This is a genomic window from Paenibacillus sp. FSL K6-1122, from assembly GCF_037977015.1.
Taxonomy (GTDB): domain Bacteria; phylum Bacillota; class Bacilli; order Paenibacillales; family Paenibacillaceae; genus Paenibacillus; species Paenibacillus amylolyticus.
Window position 1 is genome coordinate 629,592 of sequence record NZ_CP150272.1, and the last position, 22,790, is coordinate 652,381.

Genomic DNA, 22,790 nt, shown 5'->3' on the forward strand with positions numbered 1-22,790 from the left:
TTACGTGCCAGCCTCCAATAATGTTTTACGATATTCCGCTGGCGTGATGCCCTCCATTTTTTTGAACACTTTGCTGAAATACTTTTCGTCCTGGAATCCAACCATCTCCGAGATTTTGGCAACTCGCAGGGAAGGGTTTTGCAATAGCAGCTTGGCGTTATTGATTCGCAGTTTGCCCAAATATTCCGACCAGTTCAGGCCAAATTGCTGTTTGAATTTACGGGAAATATACTCCCGGCTCAGATAGAAACGCGCGGCAATCTGCTGTAAGGACAGGTCCTCCTGATAATGGGCGTCCATATAACGTGCAATCTCACTCATGGGATCAGGATTGGCGTGGTGATGAGCGGTGAGTGCCTTACCGGCCGCAAGCAGCCGTTGTTCCAACAATGAACGAAGCAGGGGGAAGGATAACAGTCCTTCAGCGTCCAAAGGTAACTCGGCAAAGGGAATAGACTGTTCCTCCGTCATTTCTTCCTCATGGAATGACGAACCTGCCGTATCATCAAGCCAGCGGCTCAGCATCCATTCCAGCTCATCGATCCATTGCTGGATCTGCTCAGCACTGACAACCTCAAGATCAGTAATCGGGTCAAGCCACTCGGCGACCGCAGCAGATACACTGGAAGCCCGGCAGCTCATGGCTGCCATACGCAGGGGTTCTTCATGGGCGGTTAAACGCCTCATTTTATTCCCAATTGATGATTCCACTGAGGCATGGATTCGCTGTTTAATTTGCACAACATTACGTCGCCACAACCTTGAACTTGCTTCCAGATAGGCCGCTGAGATTCCGCCAGGGTAAGACTCACAGGTGGAGATGCCAAAATGAAGCCGGCGCTGAATCGTCTGCTCCAATCCCTGATTGACCTTGTCCAGAATATGTTCCAATGAAGTGGATGGACCCCAATGCAGCAGAACAATCTCGTCCGGTTGATCCAACTGACGAAACATTACGCCTTCGTCTGGTGTGGATAACATCTCGGCACAGATATTGAGCACCGAGAACACAAGCAGGTCCGGTTGACTGCGGTATTTTGCCAGACAATCTGCATCCAGATGGGACAGGCTGGTGACAGCGACACTACAGACAGAGATTAGACGGGGGAGATTTAACTCATCCTGCAATCGCTGCATGTGTGATGGGCTGCTGCCTCTTCCGACGGCAAGTTCGGTGAGTAGACGATCCTGGTAGTGTGGGCGCATTCGATTAACAACAATGGATTGCCTGGTGGATTGTATTCGAATGGCGTCTTCCTCTTCCCAAGCTGTAACGGCCTTTAATAGAGATGCATTCAGCTCATCTGCTTCCACAGGTTTCAGGAGGTAGTCCATGCCACCATGCCTGATTGCATGCCTCACAAGTTCAAAATCATCATATCCGCTGATAACCAGCACCTTGCTGTGCGGGGTATGAGCCGATATCCATTCAAGCAATGCCATACCGTCCTTGCCCGGCATACGCATGTCACTGAGTATGATTTGAGGTTGATGTGCCGTGATGGCGGCGATGGCTTCATCCCCGTCTGCTGCTTCAAGTAATGTATCAATGCCAAACTCTTCCCAATGACCAAGCAACCTTATGGCATCGCGGACATGTTTTTCATCATCTACAAGCAGTGCCTTCATGTTGTTCACTCTCCCGCGTATAGTTTAACCGTGATCTTCACACCATTGGGTTCCCGATTGTTGATCTCAAGCCTGGCTGAGTGACCGGGATGTGAGTTCAATTGAAGTCGGCGTATTACATTTCGTAGACCGATGGATTCAGACTCGTCGGATTCTTGTGTGGATAACCCGGTTGTTGTATGACTTTGATGTAGCCATCCGCAGATCTCCAGTAATTTTTCTTCAGGTATGGAGGGACCGTTATTATTCAGTTCTATTTCAATCCAATGATCGTTGATCCGGCGGCTGGATAGGGATATGTGACCTTTGCCAGGCTGAATATCTGCCCCATGTTTGAAGTAGTTCTCAATTAAAGGTTGTAACGTCATTCTTGGCATTTCGACAGACAGTGTATCTTCGGCAAAATCCAAATCCACCTCAAGGCGGTCACCAAACCGCTCCTGCTGCAGTTCCAGATATAATCGGGCATGCTCCGCCTCTTCGCGTAAGGTCACGCAGGTCTGATCCCGCATGCTGTAGCGCAGCATTTTGGACAGGCTAGAGAGTAGTGTATACGCCCGTTGTCCTTGCTGTTGAAGGGCAAGTGTACCGATCGATTGCAGTGTATTATACAGAAAATGCGGATGAATCTGCGCTTGCAACGCTTTGAGCTGATTGGTCTTATTGGCGATTTCCAGTCGATATTCCCGCAAAATCAGGTTATTTACCGTATCCATCATATCCCGGAAATGACGAGCGAGCACCCCAAATTCATCTCGGCTGGATAGATGGATATCCACATGCAGACGCCCGGCTTGAATCTGGTTCATATACCGCATGAGTTGCTTGAGTGGACCGGTGATTCGGATGGAGATGAACAAGGTTGCAACAATGACTAATACAAGTGCCGCAATGGCAATCATCGCGTTATTCCACGTAAGTGTGGTGGCTCTGGCATATAACGTCTCATTTGGGATCTGTTTGACGATGGTCCAATCGGCGTAAGTGCTACCAAGTTGCTGGTATACATACATGGAACGATCCTGTTCAAAATGCCCTGCAACGTTCTGGGCTGTACCTGCGCTAGATCGCGCGATATTCAGTTCACTAGCCGTTTCCTCTCGTAGTGCATCCGTATGATTGACCTCGGAACGTCCTTGGTAAATGATCTGATTCTGACCATCCACCACATAGATCTGTTCCTTAGCCGGATCATACAGCCTGCCACAGATTGCTGCAATGGTATTCATATTCAGATCAATGGCGAGTACACCCAGACGCTCGGTGGACGGAATATCCTTGATCACCCGATGCAGGGTAATGACCGTTCTGGCAGGGTCATCGGGGGAGGCAGCCTTGAATCCGTACGTGTGACTCATGTGGGCCGATTCCACCCAGATATCCGGGCTGTCACCGCCTGTTTTTCCATGAAGCGAGCCGGAATAGGCCTGTTTTCGTTCCTCCCGCTTCGGAAAGGGATTTGTAATTAAGGTGGATTGATTAGCGGCAAAAGAGTGCAAATACAGCTGGAATACATCCGGCACAGCCGCGCGTATTGTCTGCAAAGTGGTGTACACTTCGGCCACCGCACGATAATCTCCAGGAATCTTCGCCAGGTTACGTAGAAAGTTCGGGTCGTTATACACAGCGAGCGACGCTCTGGCCACGTTATCCACATAGTTATTGAGATTGGTGGACGCTTGGTAGATCAGGCGATTGTTCTCTTCAACAGCCTGTTCCCGCAGAGCCGTCTTGGTCTGGATAAACGTCATGCTGATCGACGCGAGTAGCGGAAGGGTGGTAGCAATGAGCATAAAGGCAATCAATTTGGTGCGTATACTGTAGTATTTGGACATCGGAACACCCCTTCTGGTTGCAGGTTTAGAGAGGACAATATTTTACCCCCAACTGTTCACAAGGGTCGGTGTTTCCCTCGGCGATAATGGGGTTTAATAGAAAAAGAGACCAATTTCATCCATCTATAGAAGGGGAGAACGATATGAAGCATCGCAAATCTTCACAGCTGTTACAGCAGCTTGTGTTCGTGGGTCCCTCCATCGTGTTTTTTATTCTCATCATCGTGGTCCCTTTCCTGCTTGGCATGGTGTATTCCTTCACGGATTGGAACGGGGTATCCGAGAACATTAATTGGGTAGGGTTTGACAACTTCGTGCATGTTTTTGCGAATGATCCCAAGTTCCAAACGGCGTTTTGGTTTACGGTGCGCTTCACCGTGGTTGGTGTAGTACTAACCAATGTGATTGGCTTTTTCCTGGCGTATTTTCTGACCAAACCGCTTAAGACGAGAAACATTCTGCGTACGATCTTTTTTATGCCTAACGTGATCGGTGGGTTGTTGCTCGGCTTTATCTGGCAGTTCATATTTGTGAAAGGGTTTTCAGCAGTAGGCGATGTAACCGGCTGGTCCTTCTTCAACCTTCCTTGGCTGGGAGACGAACCAACCGCCTTCTGGGGAATCGTGATCGTGTTTGTATGGCAGACCGCAGGATATCTGATGGTCATCTACATCTCATCTCTGACAAATGTATCCCCTGATCTGCTGGAAGCTGCCGAGATTGATGGCGCAAGTCGCTGGCAGGTACTGCGGAGCATCATTCTTCCGCTCATTATGCCGGGTGTAACGATCTGTCTGTTCCTGGCGATCTCCTGGTCGTTCAAAATGTTCGATCTCAATCTGTCACTGACCAAAGGTGGACCGTTCGGATCAACAGAGTCGGTTGCACTTAATATTTACAATGAAGCCTTTGTGAATAACAGATATGGCATCGGAACCGCCAAAGCGCTCGTGTTCTTCGTAATCGTTGCCATCATCACCATGATTCAGGTACGTCTGACGAAGAGCAAGGAGGTAGAAGCCTAATGGAGACGACGAAAAATTACCGCTTCAGTACCATTTTAACCGAGATTGTCATGGTACTCCTTGGACTTTTATTCCTGGTTCCGTTTTACTTCCTGTTTGTGAATTCGGTCAAAACCTTCGGTGATCTGCTCACCAATTCGGCTGCATGGCCGGAAGTATTTCAGTGGGGCAACTATGCGAACGCCTGGGAGAAAATTAACTTCCCGTCGGCGCTGATGAACTCGCTTATCGTTACGGTGGTCAGCAATCTGTTGCTTGTGCTGATCAGTTCCATGGCCGCGTACCGAATGGTCCGCAGCGATACCCGGTTCAACCGTATTTTGTTCGGCATGTTCATTGCCGCGATGGTGATTCCGTTCCAGTCTATCATGATTCCACTCGTTACTGTAACCAGTAATCTGGGATTGATCGACAGCCTTGGCGGCCTCATTATCTGTTATCTCGGTTTCGGGGCACCGATGTCTGTCTTCCTGTTCCACGGATTCGTAAAATCCGTCCCACTGGAGATTGAGGAAGCAGCACGGGTGGATGGAAGCTCGGTCTACGGAGTATTCTTCCGGATCGTATTTCCACTCATGAAACCGATGTATGTAACCGTCATCATTCTGAACACACTCTGGATCTGGAATGATTATCTGCTTCCATCGCTGATCCTGCAAAGCTCCAACCTGCGTACGATTCCGATTGCGACCTTTGCACTCTTCGGACAATATACGAAGCAATGGGATCTGGCCTTGCCAGCACTTGTGCTCGGCATCATGCCGATCATTATCTTCTTCCTGCTGATGCAGAAGTACATCATTCAGGGGATTACGGCTGGATCAGTTAAAGGGTGAGTGCGAGGGCAGGGGTCGCTGCCGGGATCAAGTTGCGCTTTTGGTCGCTGTTGCTCCTCGGTGGCCTGAATGGATTGGGGCAAGGAAGCCACCGAGTATCAAAGGCGAACGCTCCGCTCCTACATCGCATCCTGATCCCTTTGCTCCCACCTCGCATGGAGGTGTGCAAAGGGAGTCATGCCCGCACGGCTTGGGCATGACACCTGAAGAGAAAGCGTCGATAAAGAGAAATGACCAAGAAAGAAGCTTGTATAGCTAGAACTTCTTCTACAGAGTGATGGTATGCTCCTTGTTCAAAGCGCTAACGAATCCACCGCATCTTAATAGGTGGATAATCAAGGAATACAAATTGTAACGAATCTCTGAAACGTTATTCGGGTACAAAACGGCATCAGAGCCCTAAAAATTGACCAAATCGACGGAATAACATCGCTGTGATTCGTTAGAATGGGGAACCTGTGCAAATAGGTGCGAATAACGTGCGCTCGGTTCGTTAGAATGAAAACACGCTTCAAGGGAAGGTTATTCTGTCATCGGAGTGCCAGTGTAAATATTCATTAGTGGAACGGTTATACTGAAACTACTATAGGGAGAGTGTATGTATGAAAAGAATGACAAAGTTGACGTTGCTTATGCTGATTGCTTTTTCGGTAATGCTCGCGGGTTGTGGCAATGGGGACAAGAGTGGCAGTCCGGTCAACACGGATGCTCAAGGTGGTGGCGAGGCTGCTGCTGGAGATAAAACCATTAAGATCTTCCAATTCAAAGTCGAAATTGCGGAAGCGCTCAATCGTCTCAAAGCGGAATATGAATCCTCCCATCCAGGCGTCAAACTGGACATTCAAACTGTAGGTGGCGGCAGTGACTACGGTGCTGCATTAAAAGCCAAGTTTGCCGCTGGCGAACAACCGGACATTTTTAACGTAGGTGGTTATCGTGAATTGGATACATGGCTTGAATATCTGGAAGATCTGTCTGGAGAATCATGGGCCAAGGATGCACTCGAAGTAGCCAAAGAGCCAATGACCAAAGACGGCAAGCTCTATGGACAGCCGCTCGCGCTGGAGGGTTATGGTTTCATTTATAACAAAGACCTCTTCCAAAAAGCAGGTATTACCGAAATTCCAACGACACTGGAACAATTGGATCAAGCGGCACAGAAGCTTCAAGCCGCAGGCATTACCCCATTCTCTAACGGGTATCAGGAGTGGTGGGTGCTGGGCAATCATAACGTAAACGTCGCATTTGCAAATCAGGCAGATCCGGTGAAATTCATCCAAGGACTCAACGAAAGTACGGAGAAGATTCCTGGCAACCAAGTGTTCGCCGACTGGATCAACTTGCTCGACTTAACGCTGAAATACAGCAACAAAAACCCGCTGACAACCGACTACAATACGCAAGTTACGTTGTTTGCGAGTGGAGAAGCGGCGATGATGCAACAAGGAAACTGGACTCAAGTACAGATCGATGGAATCGATCCAGATCTGAATCTGGGTATCCTCCCAATGCCAATTAACAATGAACCCAATGACAAATTGTTTGTCGGCGTGCCGAACTATTGGGTTGTGAACAAGAATTCCCAAGTGAAACCGGAAGCAAAAGAGTTTTTGGAGTGGCTCGTAACTTCGGATATCGGGAAACAATACATGACGAAAGAATTCAAATTCATTCCGGCGTTCAGTTCCATCACGGCATCCGAAGAGGATCTGGGTGACCTCGCCACAGAGATCATGAAGTATAGCCAAGAAAATAAAACACTCAGCTGGAACTTCAACCGTTTCCCTGAAGGGGTTCCACAAGAGTATGGCAGCACAATTCAGGCTTACGTTGCAGGCAAATCGGATAAAGCCGGATTGCTCGACGCATTGCAACAGAACTGGGATAGTCTGAAAAAATAATCCGGATCATGGACGGTATCCACAGGTTACCAAAAACGGTTCAGAAATTTTTGGATAGAAAAGTTAGTCTCTCGGATATATAAGTTAATTGAAACGGGCCAACCAGAAATCTTATTCTGGTTGGCCTGTTTTTGTTTTTCCAAGGAGTCAAAAAGTACTCGCTGGAAAAATGATAGATGGGAATATTCCTGAAATGTGGATAACCCAAAAGTAGTTTAACGATCTAATGACATATTTAACACAGAGTTAATACTATATGTGGATATCCTGTGTGTATAACACTCTAAATGTGGACAAGTATGGAGTAGCTGGATTGGGAGGTCCTCTTTTGTTAACAGAAATACTTGTTTCCAACTGATTAGTACTGTATAGTTCTAAATATGACAAATCCAAAAATGAATACGGGACCCGCCAAATCCAAAAGTTCCAATCCGGTGAACCGGACCAAGGCAGTTGAAGTGGCGGCACAATTATTTCTGCGTCAGGGGTACAGCTACGTCAGCATGGATGAAGTCGTGCGCGTGAGTGGGGTATCCAAGTCAAATATTTATTATCATTTTAAAAACAAGGAGGAGCTGCTCCAGGCCGTGGTACAATACTGGATTGCCCAGTATGAGTCGGAGCTGTATCTGCTGCTCAGTCAGCGTGAGCGAGGAGTGGAGGAGCGTATCTACTCATTCATGGCATTGTTGTCGGCAGGCATTGAGGGCCGAAATTACGAAGGGAGCTGTCCTTTTGTTACGTTATATATGCAGACACCGGACAGTGCACCCCAAGTGAAGGAAAGCATATCCAGATTCTTTCGTGAGCTTAGACCGATGGTGGAGAAGTTGTTTCAGCAAGGTTTGGATCGCGGTGAATTTCGCAAAGAGATCAAGCCGGGACCGGCTGCGTTGTTGTTTATTGCCGCATTGGAAGGTTCGCTAATCCTAGCGGGAACTGCCCGTGATGTTGGGATTATAGAACAATCGGCACGTACGTTTTGTCAGATGCTTCGTTAATCGAAGCTCTTTTTTTGAATATAACTAGTACTGTATGGTACTAAAAGGAGCCGAAACAGAATGGTTGTACATACTAACCGTGTATCCAATGAAGAAAACACAGCAGCAAATTCAACAAACATGAATCAGGTAATAAGCAAGTCTGATATTGCAGCCAAGACCATTTTTATGACAGGTAGTACAGGTTTTATTGGCAAAGAAACGGTCAAACAACTCACGCAGGGAGAGGCACAATTGCTCTTGCTGGTTCGTTCGGAACAGCGAGCCAGAACTGTGCTGAAGGCTTATGGAGTGAAGGATTTCAAGCGGATTACCTTTATTACAGGTGATTTATCCATGTCGGGTCTTGGCCTTACCGCAGTAGATCGGGAGCGTGCTCTTGAAGCAAATGTGATCATTCACGCGGGTGGAACGATGGACGTCACTTTGGAACGAAAAGTAGCCGAGCAGATATTCATGAACGGGGCCAGAGAAGTGGCACAGCTAGCGCAGGAAATCCACGGTACTCATGGATTGAGACACTTTATCCACGTTGTTGGTTATATGAGTCCTTATGGAGAGCGGAATGAACAGGGGAATTATCTACAGGTTGAGCATGTGGACAACAATGAAAGTGCGTATGAAGAGATGAAGTTTCATGCGGATCTACATATTCGCGAGCATGCAGAACAGCATCACTATCCCTTATCCGTTGTAAATCCGAGTACAGTGGTTGGACCACGCCCCACCGGTGAAACCGAGCAAACGGGTGGGATTGGGCTGCTCATTCAGGCGATTCAGAAAGGACTTATGCCGGTAGTGCCGGGAGGTTCATCCTATTGGTTACCGCTTGTGGAGAATGACATTGTTGCACAGACGCTTGTTTTTCTATCCAGGGAAGCTACTCCAGTCGGAGGAACTTATCCGCTATTGGCGCGGAGGGAAGACAGTCCCAATATGAAGGAACTGCTGCAACTCTTGGCGCAGCAATTGGACGTACCCAAGCCGAAAGGGGCTGTGCCATTACCGTGGATTCAATGGATCATGAAATCAGGTGGTTCACGCATCAGTGGTGTTCCAGCGGAGTCGGTTGCTTTTATTACCAACAGGTCATTCCCGGTTGAAGAGACAGAGGCTCTGTTCACACGTATGGGGCAATCCTGGCCGGACATCCGGGAACAGCTTCCGCTGGTTACAGCCGATCTGGACTATCGTTTTCGGTATACGCCGTTACCTGAGGGTTTTCCGACAGATTATATTCGGTCTCGAAGTGGAAATATGGCTATGCTTGGTTGGGAGGGTGAGGGTGAGGGTGAGGGAGAGCCTTGGATTATTGTACATGGTTTGCTTCAATCTGCGGATGAGATGTTACCTTTAGGAAAACAGCTTAGGGACCGGACCGGGAACCCGGTATGGTTAATCGATCTCGCTGGATTCGGACGGTCCCCGGTACATCAGGGGGATGAAGCGTTTGAAGGTCAGGTGGATGCACTGCTTACGGCTCTTGGTGAGTTTGAAGGTCCGGTGAAGCTGGTTGGTCATTCGATCGGGGCTGCTATTGTAGCTGCGGCACAGATGCGTAGCGGGCGGACAGACATTCGACTGGGGTTGCTCCAGCCAGTTGCCAACAATTCAAATCCGAATGTCCTAAGATGGGTTTCCCGTTTACCAAGAGGGGTGATACGCTCCCTGCTGCGTGGCAGATCGGAGAAAAGTTGGAATCAAATGTTCAGTTCACATAGCGGCGTAGGCGACAGCAGTGTTATGGCCCATACCATGGGCAAGAGAATACGTTCCAGTCTCCAATCCCCTCGAATTGCGGGAGCGAATGCGGAATTGTTGCGGTGGATCCACTCGGGTCAGAGGAAAGGCGCCAGATCAACGTTGTGGGCGAAAATGGAAAGTCAGCATTATGCCAAGAATACATTAGTTGTATGGGCCAATCAAGATCGGGAATATCACTATCCCCAGGATATGAACTCACAGGTCAAACGAATAGATGTACCCTATGGACATTACTTTCCGACGTTTCAGTATAAGGAAACAGCTGCAATCCTCGCCGAATGGGCCGATACCTTGAGGTGAGTTCAGGTTTGGACATGCAGGAATCCCGTGCCAATTGTCGAAAGGGTCAAGTCGACTCTTGAGAGCTGAACCAAAGACAGGAGAGATGAATGTATGAGCAAGCAACGTGTGGAAATCAGTAAAAATGTGCTAACGGAATGTCTCGGACTGCGCAGCGGAGAGAATCTGGTAGTTGTCGCAGACGATATGAAACGGGATCTGGCTGAATCCATCTATGAGGCAGGCAAAGCACTTGGTGCAGAATCAGTCCTGTTAATCATGGAGGAACGCAGCAGATCCGGCGAAGAGCCACCTGCACCAATTGCAGAGGCCATGATTCGAGCAGATGTAGCCGTGTGTGTAACGCGATATTCATTAACACATACCCAAGCACGCAAAAAAGCCGCTGCTTCAGGGACCCGAGTGGCAACCATGCCTGGCATGACAGAGGATATGTTTATGAACGGAGCCATTACAGCTGAATATTCGCAAGTAAAGGCGTTGACCGAGAAGGTAACGGCTCTATTAACCGCAGGTCGCCATGTGCGAATAGAGAAGCAGGGCTATAGTCTGTCCTTTTCCATTGAAGATCGTAACGGTGTACCAAGCACAGGTATGTATTTGAACCCTGGTGAATCGGGCAACTTGCCGTCAGGAGAAGCTTATATTGCTCCCGTTGAGGGCAAGGGTGAGGGCAGTATTGTTGTAGATGGTTCCGTTGCTGGAATTGGGGCACTCCGTGAACCGATGTTATTGACCGTTAGTGAAGGACGGTTGGTGTCAGCTGAAGGACCAGATGGGGCTCAATTACTGGAAACGCTTGGTGAGGGCGATGGTCGTTTTCTCGGCGAATTCGGGATCGGTACCAATAACAAGGCGCGAATCACGGGTGTGGTGCTGGAAGATGAGAAGGTGTACGGCACAATTCATGTGGCCTTTGGCAGCAATAACACATTTGGTGGAACGATTGCTGCAGGTGTTCATATTGATGCAGTTGTACAAAAGCCGGACGTGTACATCGATGACAAGCTGATCATGCGTCAGGGTGAATTGGTACAATAACTACAGCGAAGGAAATTGGGCATGTCCACAACGTGTCCACAGTAATGGATAACTGAAGCGGAAATTCGGATTTTACGTCAGATTTACAAACAAATACACAACATGTCCACATTAAATTAATGAATATCCACATGAAACGCTAAAGATATCCACAGCATGTGTGCAATATGTGCACAACTTATCCACAAATCAGGTATAACTCGTGTTTTCATCCGATAAAACAGTCGTTTTGGAGTAATGAAACAAGTTATCCACAGGAATATCGCTTTTTTGTTCCAAGTATTTGAAAACATAGAAACAGATCCATAATATATGGGGATAAAAAAGACCAAAAATCGGCATAAAGCTGATCTTTGGTCTTTTTTTGAATATAATTTTTCAATCCGATGTCAGGTTACTTACGCTCAATATTAAAACGACTGATTTCCACCACCCTCCACAGCAGGGCAAATGAGCAGAGCGGAGACAGCAACCGTAATGCAACGTCTGTTGAAGTTGGCAAAATTGATCTGAAGCCTAAACATTTGATCAAAAATAACCGATACACCAAAGTAACATCTAATGGGACGAAAGTAGTCTGATTATACGGAATGAGAGGATATGGGGATAACTATGGACGAGGGAATGCAATATATTAATTTTTCGGTAGGAGACCAGATCTTTGCACTACGAATTGATGAAGTTCATGAGATCATCAGAATGGTACAGGTAACAACAGTTCCATTTGGAAGCCCGGAGATCCGAGGTTTTGCTTCGCTGTACGGTAAGGTCGTTTCGGTGGTGAGTCTTCGTGTATTGTTAGGCATGCCAGACCAGGAGGATACCACTTCTACACGTATTATTGTGGTGCCTTACAAAGGTGGATTTGTACCGCTGATCGTAGATATGGTCGATTCTGTCGTAAGTTATGATCGTTTCGAGGAACCAGCTGAGGAACACCGCCGTTTCATGCTTGGCGTTTTTGACAAGATCGGGTTCTGTGAAGATCATCGTGCAGGTATTTTGAACCTGGATGTATTGCTGGGCAGCTTGATCAGATCATAGGAGTATAACAATCCGTAATTCTTTCAATATTCAGTATTATCCTTCGGTTTACCCAAATGTTCCTCATCCGCTTTTAGGGTGAAGGGACATTTTTTTGTGCCGCTAGGGCGTTTTGAGACACCCCCTAACCATCAGAATAACCACTTTTTATGGGCAAAGGTTTTTAAATCCGGTCATTTTCGTATATGATGGAGAGTAACAATGCGAAGGGATGACGGGAGACTTTAATGATGCAATCGCTGTATGGAGTATGGCTTGGTGACGTATTTTTTTGTTTTTCGGGTGAAACATCGGAACCGCGTGTGGATGCATGGAGCCACGTGGTAAGAAGGTTGAATTTTGGCGACGGGGGTCGTCTGTTTCAGCCTGCCGCTCTGCGTCTTGCGGAGCTGCGCTGGCCGAATCCGCTGAGGAACACGGCTGAAGCGAAGAACACGAAGCGGCGTCAACTGCTGGGACGCACATTGGAAGGATTGGCAGTCTCGCCTAAGGATGCCTTCAGGTTGCTGCTGCAATGGGATGACCGTTTGTTAAATGCAGCCGGAATTCAGGTTGGAGAAGAGATGCGTTACTGGATCAAAGCAGCGCAGTTCACACAGGAGCTGCTGTTGCGGGGAGCAATTGCTCCATCGGCTGAATTCGCAGCAAAGACCGGAGCACGGCGACGGACCGGGCAAGAGACATTAACAGGCGTATGGCGGCCACGCTTGCAGCAGGAGGAGGACATCGAACGCTTCCGCGATCTTGCTGAAGCGATGCCTCCAATTGGATTGGCTGCTCCTGGAGCTTATGCTTCATTGGAACCGGAAACGCGTGAAGAAGCAGGGGCTGCGGTATTATTTTCATTCATGAGTGGCATGATTCATGCTGTAGTGACAAGTGAACTGGAGGGCATGGACAGTGAACTGTCCCGTTACCGCACCCCATATCGACGCGGATCTTCGCCAGTAGCCGAACTCTGGTGGAACAGTCTGATCTCGATGTTCCGTCCTGTGACGGTGCAAGGGCCGACGGACGATATGACAGCGTTTATTCATACGCTGCAAGAAGTTGGTGGAACGTCAATGCCAATCGTGGGAGCAGAAGAGATGGCACCTGCTGAAGGCCAATTGAAGCTGGTGCTCCGCTTGGAGCCACCGCTGGGCGAACATGAAACGATCTGGGGGATCAGCTTTTGGGCGGACAGTGAGCAGGAACCAAGCTTGAGGTTGCCTGCACGGACTATCTGGGCACATCCAGAGCGAGATCTGGACCGGGGGAAGGTATTATATACCTCGGCGGCAGAGCAATTATTGATGGCACTCGGGCAAGCAGCAGAAATGGCACCTGAACTGGAGACAGCGCTGCTTACCGCTCGTCCGGAGGAAATTAAGCTGGAGCAGCAGGGTTTCTTTGAGTTTCTCACGCATGCGGTTCCACGTTTGCAGAAGGCCGGGATAACCGTTCTCATGCCTTCAAGGTGGAGTCGAGCCGGGAAACGTCGTGCGGGACTGCGTCTGCAGATGTTGAATCGGGGAACAGAGCGGTTGCCTGGAGCCACATCGGCACTGGGCATGGAACAATTGGTTGCTTTCAAAGCGGAGCCTATGCTAGATGGTAAACCGGTCACGGCGGAGGAACTGGCAGCATTGGCTGAATCCACAGTTCCGTATGTCATGTTCCGTGGTGAATGGATTGAAGTGGATACAAAAGAGATTCGCCAAGTCCTGCGTTATATGAAAAAAGAAGAAGAACAATATATGCCTCTCTCCGAATGGCTGCATCTGGCAGCAGATGAAGGGGAGGATTCCGCATGGAAGGGCCTCTCCGTCTTTGGTGCCGAATCTGATGGGATGCTTGCTTTCCTGCTCGATGGACAGGTGCTTCGCAGCATTGAGCCTCGTCAGGTTCCGGCAGAATTGCATGGTGAACTCAGACCTTATCAGGAACGAGGTTACCAATGGTTATCCGCGATGCGTGAGCTGGGCTTTGGCGTATGTCTCGCGGACGATATGGGACTTGGGAAGACGATTCAGGTAATTACCTGTCTGCTGGACCACAAACACGAGGAACGCCAGGCGGCTGAAGAGGAAGCCCGTGAGAATGAGCTGTTGAATGGATCAGATCATTCTTTCCCGGCGGATCAGCACACGCATGAGCAGCCTGTTCATCTGCCTGCACTTATTGTGTGTCCTACCTCGCTGCTTGGAAACTGGCAGCGTGAGCTGAAGCGGTTTGCCCCGGATCTGTCGCTGTACATTCATCATGGCGGACAACGGTTGCACGGGAATGATTTTCAGGCAGAAGCGCAGACGCATGACATTGTACTGACGACCTATCATCTGGCAGGCAGAGATGGCCCGGATCTGGCTTCGTTGCACTGGTCCACCATTGTGCTGGATGAGGCACAATATATTAAGAATTACCGTACCAAACAAGCGCAAAGCGTGATGCGACTGTCTACACTTCATCGTATTGCGATGACGGGAACGCCTGTAGAGAACCGGCTGAGCGAACTTTGGTCGATTTTCCAGTTTCTCAATCCGGGGTATCTGGGCACAGCTTCATCGTTCCGCCAGCGGTATACAGGACTGGGGCCATCCGAAGAAAATGCAGCATCCTTGCGTGAGCTTCATCGACTGGTATCTCCATTCATGCTGCGCAGGCTGAAAAGTGATCCGGATATTCGCAAGGATCTGCCAGAGAAGCTTGAACTGAAATCCTATTGTTCCCTGACGCCGGAGCAGACGGTGTTGTACCAGCGTGTGGTGGATGATCTGATGGGGGGGCTGGACGGCAGAAATGGCATTGCCCGTAAGGGGATTGTGCTGTCCTCCCTGACCAAGCTCAAGCAGATCTGTGATCATCCGGTGCTGGCGGACAGCAATCGGAAAGACCACGGCAAGGCTGAGGCATCTGGTAAGATGGAACGTTTGCTTGAACTGCTGGACGCCATCCGTGATAACGGGGAATCTGCCTTGATTTTCACGCAGTATGTTGCCATGGGAGATCTATTAGTGTCGAGGTTGAAACAGCGATACGAGGAAGAACCTTATTTCCTGCATGGCGGTGTATCGAAGTCGCAAAGAGACGATATGGTGGAGACTTTCCAAAAAGGAGAGGGGCCGTCCATGTTTGTTCTATCTCTTCGTGCCGGAGGTGTGGGTCTGAATCTGACACGGGCGAGTCATGTCGTTCACTATGATCGGTGGTGGAATCCCGCGGTTGAGAATCAGGCAACGGACCGTGTATTCCGAATCGGGCAGAATCGCAATGTGCAGGTGCATAAGCTGATCTGTCAGGGAACGCTGGAGGAACGGATTGATGAGCTGATTGAGAGCAAGAAGGCACTCTCCGAGCAGGTCGTTGGTTCGGGTGAGAATTGGCTGACCGAGATGTCGGATGATGAGCTGCGTGGCCTGATTTCTCTTCAGGGTGAGACGTGGCTGTGACCTTGAACATTCAGGGGAATATAGATGTTGAGAAAGGGGGATTATTGTGAGCGAAAAATGGAAGATCGAGCTGCATATGTCCCCCGGTGGATGGACAGCAGAAGTAAATACAGCAGCGGATGCGGACCAGGAAGTTTCCGTTTCCGCTTCCGCTGCTGAGGGCAAGACCGGATCAGCCGCAGGCATGTTCACGGTCACGGGAACGCCGGCGCGACTGAGCGAAGTCCAGCGCGAGGCTGTGCTGGCTCAGCTGCGCAAGCGCCCGCTGACGCTGTACGCCCTGCTGCGCGGCGGCCCGGCGTCCGAGGAGCTCGCCGGGCTGCTGCCGGCTACGCAAGCGCCCGATGGCTCGCCAGGCGCAGCAACGGCCAGCGCGGCCGTGGCATGCACCTGCGGCCGCCCGGGCTGCGCGCATGCCGCGGCCGCTGAGCGCGCCGTAGCCGCGCGCCTCGCGGCCGAGCCGCTGCTGCAGCTGGCGCACGCCGGCCTGCCGCGCGAAGCGCTGCTCGCCGGCGTGCTGGGGGCATGGGCGGAGGAACTCGCCCATGATCCCAGCGGCCCCGGCCGCGCAGCGGAAACGGCTGGCCGCCCGCAAGTGCGGGGCGGCGAAGGCGGCGCTGCCGTCGGCGAGTGGATCGCCGAGGCCGCCGCGGACGGCGCCATGCACCAGCCGGGGCCGGGCTTTGGCGCCGTTGAGGTGCGCCTCGCGCAGCCGGGCAAGCCGCCGGCCTTGCCGGAGCTGACGGCGCTGCTGCCGGGCGTGCCGGCCACCGCAGGGCTGGATTTGATCCGCGAGCGTGTAGCCGCGCGGATGTGGCAGGCTGTCCAGAAGAAGACGGACAGCCCAGCAACCAAATGATGCACCCATCAGAGCGGGGGAGATCTCAGATCACCCCTGCTTGTTTTTATTGCAGCATGTTGCATTATTCGAATTACATCATTTCCCGGTACAAGATGAATTTTGTCTTTATCCAACAATGTTAATGCTCATTAGTAAAGTGCATCTCGGTATAATCAATTTTTTGCATATTGGATATATGAAGGTATATTCCCATTTCAATTCTATTGTGTACAGCACGGGGATGTTGCTCTAAAAGTCCAAAAAACGATCATACAGGCTGTACAGCCCGTATAAGTTCATTCGGATCTCTTCTAAAGGAGGTCTTTACCGGTGGAGCTTCGCTCCCAATTAAGGTATACTGTCGCAGGGAACATTGCACGCTGAGAACTATATAACATTTATATTATTGCGATAGGAGTTTTTACATGAAATCAACTACAGGAAGACAGCGCCGCATGGTGGTTATGCTGTCCTCATTGATGATATGCGGAGCATTGCTTACCGCGTGCCAGAACGGTTCAGGCACAGAGGAAAGCCAGAATCCGAATGGAACAGGTAACACACAACAGGAGACGGACGGCACAACGGTTCATTTTAAGGAGGATAAAGGAACGGATGGCGACAATGCTGGCGGGGATGACACATCATCTTCTGGCAACAGCGGTGAAGGCACGGATAGCGAGTCTGGGAATGCTTCAGCGGGCGGAGAGCAGGGCTCTTCGGACAATGGTAACGGGGCGACAGCGGAAGACCCATTGCTGGAGAAACGCAGTATCAGCGCACTGCAAACGACGATTGATGCACAATCTGTGGTGACCAATGCCGAGTCTATGACCGTCATTGTGAACAAACAACGGAGTCTGCCTGACGGTTACGAGCCGAACGATCTGGTAGAGCCGAATGTACCGTTCTCCTTCGACGAACCACACGAGAAGCGGCATATGCGCAAGGAAGCTGCGGAGGCGCTGGAGAAGTTGTTTGCAGGTGCAAAAGCGGATGGCATTGAGCTTCGTGCGGTGTCCGGTTATCGTTCATATCAGCGTCAGGTATCCATCTATAACAATAATGTCAAAACCAAAGGTCAAGAATACACAGATCGTGTGAGTTCTGTGCCAGGCCGAAGCGAACATCAGACGGGTCTTGCCATCGATGTATCGAGTCCGAGTGTGGGCAATGTGCTGGAAGAGGTATTTGGCACATCGAAGGAAGGCCAGTGGTTGGCTGAACATGCTGCAGAATACGGATATGTCATCCGTTATCTGCAAGGTGAAGAAGATACCACAGGTTACGTCTATGAGCCTTGGCATATCCGGTACATCGGTACAGATTTGGCACCGGATGTGGCGAAGAGTGGGTTAACTCTGGAAGAATACTTCGATGAGGCTAATATCAAGTTGTAATTTGGATGTTTCATCCTTAAAGAAAAAGACAAGATACTAATTCTCATAAATCTCCGAATGAAGCGTCCTTGATCTAACCAATGGGCAGTCATTCAGGGGATTTTTTTCTGTGCGAAAATGTTAATGGAGTTAAGATAGAATTAAACTTGATTCCATTGTCTGAGATGATGGGGGACTGATATAATTCATGTTTAATCTGAAGAGACAAATACAACCAAAGCGAGGGACGAGAGAATGAGCAGACAGCAGGTTTTTACCGGCTCCCCATGGGAACCGTTGGTGGGATATTGCCGTGCCATCCGGGTAGGGAACCGAATTGAAGTGGCGGGTACAACCGCGATGCAAGATGGTGTAGTTGTTGGGGCAGGTGATCCGTATGCACAGACAAGGTTCGTTTTGCAGACGATCGAGAATGCGCTGAAAGAACTGGGGGCTGACATGTCGCATGTGGTGAGAACCCGGATGTTTGTGACCGATATCTCCAGATGGGAGGAAGTTGGCAAGGCGCACGGTGAATTTTTTGGACAGATCCAGCCTGTAGCCACCATGGTTGAAGTTAGCGCACTCATTGATCCCTTGTTGATGGTTGAGATTGAAGTGGAAGCGATCGTTGAAGATGAAACCCAAGCCGGTTGATTCTGACCGTTACCCAGAAGATATCTAAGGAACACAGGACGTCTTATTTGGCCATCAGGTCCTCTTGCTAAAATGTAAAGAACTTTAGACACGTTATTTCCCAAATTACTCTGATAAAAATGCTATAAACAGCTATTAATTCAAATTAGCGTGCCTGAGATTCCTTAGATTTCTGCGGGTACTTCAAATCCTTGAATAAGATGCCTCAGATTCCTTAGCGTTAACTCCGCTTGCTCTTACATTCGGTAAGCAATGTATTTCGTATGCAGTGCACATCGCACGTGTCTGCTCCGGACAAGTTTCAGGTACGCTTCAGTTTGAAGCAGTTTGTAGACACACTCTAAAAAACCAAAACCAAAACCAAAACCAAAACCAAAACAAAAACAAAAACAAAAACAAAAAAACAACCTTATCCATGCCTGTCAAAAGACAAGCGGATAAGGTTGTTTTGAATTGACTTCGCCGCCTGGCCGCACGGCTGAGCTCTTGATGCGCCAAACTCATGACACTGCGCGCTTGGAGCTACATGCGGATGGCTGGTCATTATGATGCTCCACACTCATGACCCCGCGCTAAGCGATGTACGCGGTCGTCTGCAACAACATATAACATGTGTTTCAGCCAGACGTTTCGCTAACCGTATTATTTCGCTTCCAGCTCTGTTGCAGGTGTTTCAACAACCACTTTCCAAGCTGTTCCGATTGGAGGCAGGCTACGCGTCAACACAGGGCTGTAGAACCCAATGACTTTAGCGCCTTTGGTCAGTTCTTCAGCTTTCACCGTCTCACCTTCGTGGTTCACGAGCAGCGTGTCTTTAGCAATGTTCAGCACGACATGGTCAGGAGCGGTTTCTGTTAACCGTGTACCTGTAATCTCAATCTGTGAGATGCTGCCTTCAGCTGATGTTACATTTTCAATTGTACCCGCTGTACCCAGAAGCTCTTTAGGTTGTGCCTCAGATGCTGTAGCCGCATCCAACACAGTGACTGTATAGGTCGGCGTTTGTGGTGGCAGACTGAGGGTGGTGATCAGGGAATGCTCAGCTTCCACGTTCATGCCAATGGCGAGATCAGTCAGTGCAATCTCTTTCCCCTCAACTGAGATGAATTTTGTCTCATCGCTCAGATTGAGCACAATACCATCCGTACCTGCACCGCCAATCTGGATGGACTTATATTTATCTTGGTTCGAGATTCTGGTAATTACACCACGTTCTGTAACCGTCTTCACGTCCTCTTTACTGGAGATAGTCACTTGATTCCCCGTTGTGTTCACTTGTCCATGCAGTGCTTTCTCAGCAAAAGAAACCGGTACATACAATTTGCCGCCTGTGATTTCGGGCGCTGTACCCAGCGTGAGTGACATTTTATTCACAGAATATTGGTCCTTGCCTGTAATTACCTGTGTCCAGAGAGCACCACGAGTCAGCTCTGCAGTTTTAGTTTCTTTATTCCATTCCAGTTCAATACCCAGTGCGTCGGTAAGATCACGCAGCGGGATCATGGCTACTTTGCCATCTTTGTTCCAATAACCATCAGAGATGGCTGCACCATTCACGGATACGTTTACTACACTCGCTGCGTTACTATCTGCTGAAACGGATGTTTGATGGACTGGTTTTGTGTTGTCCAGTGTTGCTGCATAAGCGGCTCCACCACCCAATGCCATGGATAGGGCCATCAGTGCACTTACTTTTTTCATGTTGTTGTTCATCAATATTCATCCCTTCTAATCTGTGTACTGACGCGGTAAAATCTTCCTTAGGGCCGCGCTTCAAGTTAATAGACGGGACAAATCGTCTAAGTGTTGCAGTTGAAATGCAATGAATGTAAGCGGTAGGTTACTTTAAATTAGAAATATCGCTTGTATTGCAGGTTATCCGCAGCAGGATCAGGTTAATTTCAGGTAAGTGGCCAAACCTTTGTCCTATTTCACATTCAAGTACGAGGAGGAACGGATTAGATGAGTGATATGTTGATAGCGCTCTATCGTTTGCCGGAGCAAGAGAGTGGACTGAGAGCGTTGGAGGAATCCTCCATTGTGATTCGAAGAGCCATTGCCCCAGAGAAACAGCTTGTACTGGATTGGGTGAGGTCACATTTTAGTCAGGCTTGGGTGGATGAATGTGAGGTCGCTTTTGCGCGTCAGCCGGTGTCCTGTTATATTGCGGTTGAGCATGGGAAAATGATTGGATTTGCCTGTTACGAAGCGACATGTCGCAACTTCTTCGGACCGACCGGTGTGAGCCAGGATGCACGAGGCAAAGGTGTAGGCACAGCCTTGTTACTGGCCTGTATGCATGCGATGAAGGCTGACGGTTACGGGTATGCGATTATCGGATCAGCGGGACCTGTGGATTTCTATGCCCGGACGCTGGGTGCCGTGAAGATTGAAAATTCAACGCCGGGTATTTACGAAGGCATGCTGCGGGCAGACTAGAAAATAATGATGTTATGGAAGTTGTGGAAAAGGAAGGGAGGACGATGATGAGCACGAAACAAATGTTACACATCGGAATGATCGGTACAGGATCAATTTCGGATCTTCATATGAGGTGTTATGCCAAAAACGAGGATGCCGTCATCTATGCCATCTGTGATCTGAACGAAGAGCGGGCTAAAGCTGCTGCGCAGAAGTATGATGCTCAATCCGTATACACTGATTATCGGGAGATGCTGGAGGACCCGCATGTGGATGCTGTCAGTATCTGTACCTGGAATAATACACATGCGGAATTTGCCATTGCTGCACTGGAGGCAGGCAAGCATGTATTGCTTGAGAAACCGGTCGCAACCAATGTGGAAGATGCGCTCCGGATTGAAGAAGCGGTTAAGAAGAGTGGCCGTACCTTTATCGTTGGATTTGTGCGTCGATATGATAACAATATGCAGATGATGCGCAGATTCATTGATGCCGGGGAGTTTGGTGAACTGTATTATGCCAAAGCTTCCATTCTGCGGCGTCATGGCAATCCAGGCGGTTGGTTTGCTGACAAAAGCCGTTCCGGCGGCGGTCCCCTGATTGATCTCGGCGTACATATTATCGACCAATGTTGGTACCTCATGGGCAGGCCGAAACCTGTTTCGGTCAGTGGTAATACGTATCGGAAGTTGGGCAATCGTGCCCATATCGAACATCTTTCTTTTTACAAAGCAGCCGACTACAGCGCAGCTGTGAATGACGTGGAAGATATGGCGAATGCACTTATTCGGTTTGAAAACGGGGCTTCGCTGGCGGTAGATGTGAGCTTTACCCTGCATGCACGCGGAGATGAATCTTCTGTGAAATTATACGGCGAGCGTGGTGGGTTCGAACTGGAGCCGGAGACGCTGATCGTCACGGAGAAAAATAATACCATCCTGAATATTGAACCCCAGACGGACAATACGGGTCTCCATATTCATAGTGCATTCCAGAACCAGATTGACCACTTTGTGGATTGTTGTCTGAACGGTACAGAGCCGATCAGCCCAATTGCGGATGGTGTGGCTTCCACGCGCATGTTGTGCGGAATCTACGAATCCGCTGAGAAAGGGCAGGAAATTCGTCTGGATTGAGTTCATTTTACACATGGCAGTTGTCCTTCATCATATTTAAAAAGCATGCGTCTTCCGCGTGATCTGCGGTTACGCATGCTTTTTGGCATCAGGTCATTTATTCAGTGGTGAATTCTCGTATCCAGGGTCATCATAATCCGTATCCTGCAGCCTTGGAAGCACGTTCATGCTCTCAATTGCCTGCCGGGTATCCGGCGTACCATGGTCATACAGAAAGGTATACAGCAAGGTCATGCCATCCGAAAATTGCTCTGTTGCCTCATCGTGGTCTGCCGACTTGTAGGGTACGGGAGCCCGTTGCAATGTATAGGCATCGTCATCCTCCAGCACCTTCATCAGATCTTTTAATCGGCCCAACTGTTCGTCATCCACCAACACCTCAAAGGGTGTAGATTCGTTCTTTGTTTGCTCAATAAGATTATGTGTTACCGATACATACAGCTGTTGTTTGCCGTCCTGCATAATCCAACCCCCATTCTGAAATGGAAAAAAGACGCTTCTACTGTTAATAAACAGCAAAAAGCGCCCTGAAACGAGCTATAACGGTAT

At 49.3% G+C, this 22,790-nt stretch carries 17 protein-coding genes; 13 read left to right on the plus strand and 4 right to left on the minus strand.

What is annotated here, in order from left to right:
• Both NSQ20_RS02915 and NSQ20_RS02920 read right to left on the minus strand, forming a co-directional pair.
• On the minus strand, positions 1–1,629 hold the full coding sequence (locus NSQ20_RS02915) for a response regulator (RefSeq protein ID WP_340019106.1): 1,629 nt from the start codon (positions 1,627–1,629) through the stop codon (positions 1–3).
• 5 nt (positions 1,630–1,634) lie between these two features.
• Positions 1,635–3,464: a sensor histidine kinase gene (locus tag NSQ20_RS02920; protein WP_340019108.1), complete on the minus strand. Its 1,830-nt coding sequence runs from the start codon at positions 3,462–3,464 to the stop codon at positions 1,635–1,637.
• 143 nt (positions 3,465–3,607) lie between these two features.
• On the opposite strand from NSQ20_RS02920, the gene NSQ20_RS02925 reads away from it, so the two are divergent.
• The 11 genes from NSQ20_RS02925 to NSQ20_RS02975 all read left to right on the plus strand — a co-directional run bounded on the left by NSQ20_RS02925 (position 3,608) and on the right by NSQ20_RS02975 (position 18,684).
• Positions 3,608–4,489 (plus strand): sugar ABC transporter permease, encoded by an 882-nt coding sequence (locus NSQ20_RS02925; protein ID WP_036607341.1) that lies wholly within the window; start codon positions 3,608–3,610, stop codon positions 4,487–4,489.
• Positions 4,489–5,325 (plus strand): carbohydrate ABC transporter permease, encoded by an 837-nt coding sequence (locus tag NSQ20_RS02930; RefSeq protein ID WP_340031783.1) that lies wholly within the window; start codon positions 4,489–4,491, stop codon positions 5,323–5,325. The genes NSQ20_RS02925 and NSQ20_RS02930 overlap by 1 nt, the downstream gene beginning before the upstream one ends.
• A gap of 602 nt (positions 5,326–5,927) precedes the next feature.
• The gene (locus tag NSQ20_RS02935; protein ID WP_036607334.1) at positions 5,928–7,226 is read left to right on the plus strand and encodes an ABC transporter substrate-binding protein; all 1,299 of its coding nucleotides are present in this window, start codon (positions 5,928–5,930) and stop codon (positions 7,224–7,226) included.
• Positions 7,227–7,660: 434 nt separating this feature from the next.
• Positions 7,661–8,227 (plus strand): TetR/AcrR family transcriptional regulator, encoded by a 567-nt coding sequence (locus tag NSQ20_RS02940; RefSeq protein ID WP_340032984.1) that lies wholly within the window; start codon positions 7,661–7,663, stop codon positions 8,225–8,227.
• 60 nt (positions 8,228–8,287) lie between these two features.
• Positions 8,288–10,291, plus strand: a complete 2,004-nt coding sequence (locus tag NSQ20_RS02945; protein ID WP_340031784.1) for an alpha/beta fold hydrolase — start codon at positions 8,288–8,290, stop codon at positions 10,289–10,291.
• Between the two features lie 93 nt (positions 10,292–10,384).
• The gene (locus NSQ20_RS02950) at positions 10,385–11,332 is read left to right on the plus strand and encodes an aminopeptidase (RefSeq protein ID WP_340031785.1); all 948 of its coding nucleotides are present in this window, start codon (positions 10,385–10,387) and stop codon (positions 11,330–11,332) included.
• 624 nt (positions 11,333–11,956) lie between these two features.
• Positions 11,957–12,376 (plus strand): chemotaxis protein CheW, encoded by a 420-nt coding sequence (locus tag NSQ20_RS02955; RefSeq protein WP_169480758.1) that lies wholly within the window; start codon positions 11,957–11,959, stop codon positions 12,374–12,376.
• Between the two features lie 227 nt (positions 12,377–12,603).
• Positions 12,604–15,807, plus strand: a complete 3,204-nt coding sequence (locus tag NSQ20_RS02960; RefSeq protein ID WP_340031786.1) for a DEAD/DEAH box helicase — start codon at positions 12,604–12,606, stop codon at positions 15,805–15,807.
• Positions 15,808–15,853: 46 nt separating this feature from the next.
• Positions 15,854–16,666 (plus strand): hypothetical protein, encoded by an 813-nt coding sequence (locus NSQ20_RS02965; RefSeq protein WP_340031787.1) that lies wholly within the window; start codon positions 15,854–15,856, stop codon positions 16,664–16,666.
• Positions 16,667–17,073: 407 nt separating this feature from the next.
• Positions 17,074–18,048, plus strand: coding sequence for a M15 family metallopeptidase (locus NSQ20_RS02970; protein ID WP_340031788.1), 975 nt, complete (start codon positions 17,074–17,076; stop codon positions 18,046–18,048).
• A gap of 234 nt (positions 18,049–18,282) precedes the next feature.
• Entirely contained in the window at positions 18,283–18,684 is a 402-nt protein-coding gene (locus NSQ20_RS02975) for a RidA family protein (protein ID WP_076332718.1), read from the plus strand.
• A gap of 642 nt (positions 18,685–19,326) precedes the next feature.
• Here NSQ20_RS02975 and NSQ20_RS02980 read toward each other — a convergent pair.
• A complete protein-coding gene (locus tag NSQ20_RS02980) occupies positions 19,327–20,397 on the minus strand; it encodes a copper amine oxidase N-terminal domain-containing protein (RefSeq protein WP_340031789.1) in 1,071 nt (356 codons plus the stop codon).
• A 249-nt stretch (positions 20,398–20,646) separates the two neighbouring features.
• On the opposite strand from NSQ20_RS02980, the gene NSQ20_RS02985 reads away from it, so the two are divergent.
• Both NSQ20_RS02985 and NSQ20_RS02990 read left to right on the plus strand, forming a co-directional pair.
• The gene (locus NSQ20_RS02985; RefSeq protein WP_340031791.1) at positions 20,647–21,123 is read left to right on the plus strand and encodes a GNAT family N-acetyltransferase; all 477 of its coding nucleotides are present in this window, start codon (positions 20,647–20,649) and stop codon (positions 21,121–21,123) included.
• A 47-nt stretch (positions 21,124–21,170) separates the two neighbouring features.
• Positions 21,171–22,241, plus strand: a complete 1,071-nt coding sequence (locus NSQ20_RS02990) for a Gfo/Idh/MocA family oxidoreductase (protein WP_047840275.1) — start codon at positions 21,171–21,173, stop codon at positions 22,239–22,241.
• A 93-nt stretch (positions 22,242–22,334) separates the two neighbouring features.
• Here NSQ20_RS02990 and NSQ20_RS02995 read toward each other — a convergent pair whose 3' ends face one another.
• Positions 22,335–22,703 (minus strand): hypothetical protein, encoded by a 369-nt coding sequence (locus NSQ20_RS02995; protein ID WP_091038319.1) that lies wholly within the window; start codon positions 22,701–22,703, stop codon positions 22,335–22,337.
• Between the last annotated feature and the right edge of the window lie 87 nt (positions 22,704–22,790).

Coding starts and splice junctions, on each gene's coding strand:
- NSQ20_RS02995 (WP_091038319.1), bottom strand. CDS start 22,703: ATGCAGGACGGCAAACAACAGCTGTATGTATCGGTAACACATAATCTT.
- NSQ20_RS02975 (WP_076332718.1), top strand. CDS start 18,283: ATGAGCAGACAGCAGGTTTTTACCGGCTCCCCATGGGAACCGTTGGTG.
- NSQ20_RS02930 (WP_340031783.1), top strand. CDS start 4,489: ATGGAGACGACGAAAAATTACCGCTTCAGTACCATTTTAACCGAGATT.
- NSQ20_RS02955 (WP_169480758.1), top strand. CDS start 11,957: ATGCAATATATTAATTTTTCGGTAGGAGACCAGATCTTTGCACTACGA.
- NSQ20_RS02950 (WP_340031785.1), top strand. CDS start 10,385: ATGAGCAAGCAACGTGTGGAAATCAGTAAAAATGTGCTAACGGAATGT.
- NSQ20_RS02980 (WP_340031789.1), bottom strand. CDS start 20,397: ATGAACAACAACATGAAAAAAGTAAGTGCACTGATGGCCCTATCCATG.
- NSQ20_RS02985 (WP_340031791.1), top strand. CDS start 20,647: ATGAGTGATATGTTGATAGCGCTCTATCGTTTGCCGGAGCAAGAGAGT.
- NSQ20_RS02925 (WP_036607341.1), top strand. CDS start 3,608: ATGAAGCATCGCAAATCTTCACAGCTGTTACAGCAGCTTGTGTTCGTG.
- NSQ20_RS02970 (WP_340031788.1), top strand. CDS start 17,074: ATGAAATCAACTACAGGAAGACAGCGCCGCATGGTGGTTATGCTGTCC.
- NSQ20_RS02990 (WP_047840275.1), top strand. CDS start 21,171: ATGAGCACGAAACAAATGTTACACATCGGAATGATCGGTACAGGATCA.
- NSQ20_RS02935 (WP_036607334.1), top strand. CDS start 5,928: ATGAAAAGAATGACAAAGTTGACGTTGCTTATGCTGATTGCTTTTTCG.
- NSQ20_RS02945 (WP_340031784.1), top strand. CDS start 8,288: ATGGTTGTACATACTAACCGTGTATCCAATGAAGAAAACACAGCAGCA.
- NSQ20_RS02920 (WP_340019108.1), bottom strand. CDS start 3,464: ATGTCCAAATACTACAGTATACGCACCAAATTGATTGCCTTTATGCTC.
- NSQ20_RS02915 (WP_340019106.1), bottom strand. CDS start 1,629: ATGAAGGCACTGCTTGTAGATGATGAAAAACATGTCCGCGATGCCATA.
- NSQ20_RS02960 (WP_340031786.1), top strand. CDS start 12,604: ATGATGCAATCGCTGTATGGAGTATGGCTTGGTGACGTATTTTTTTGT.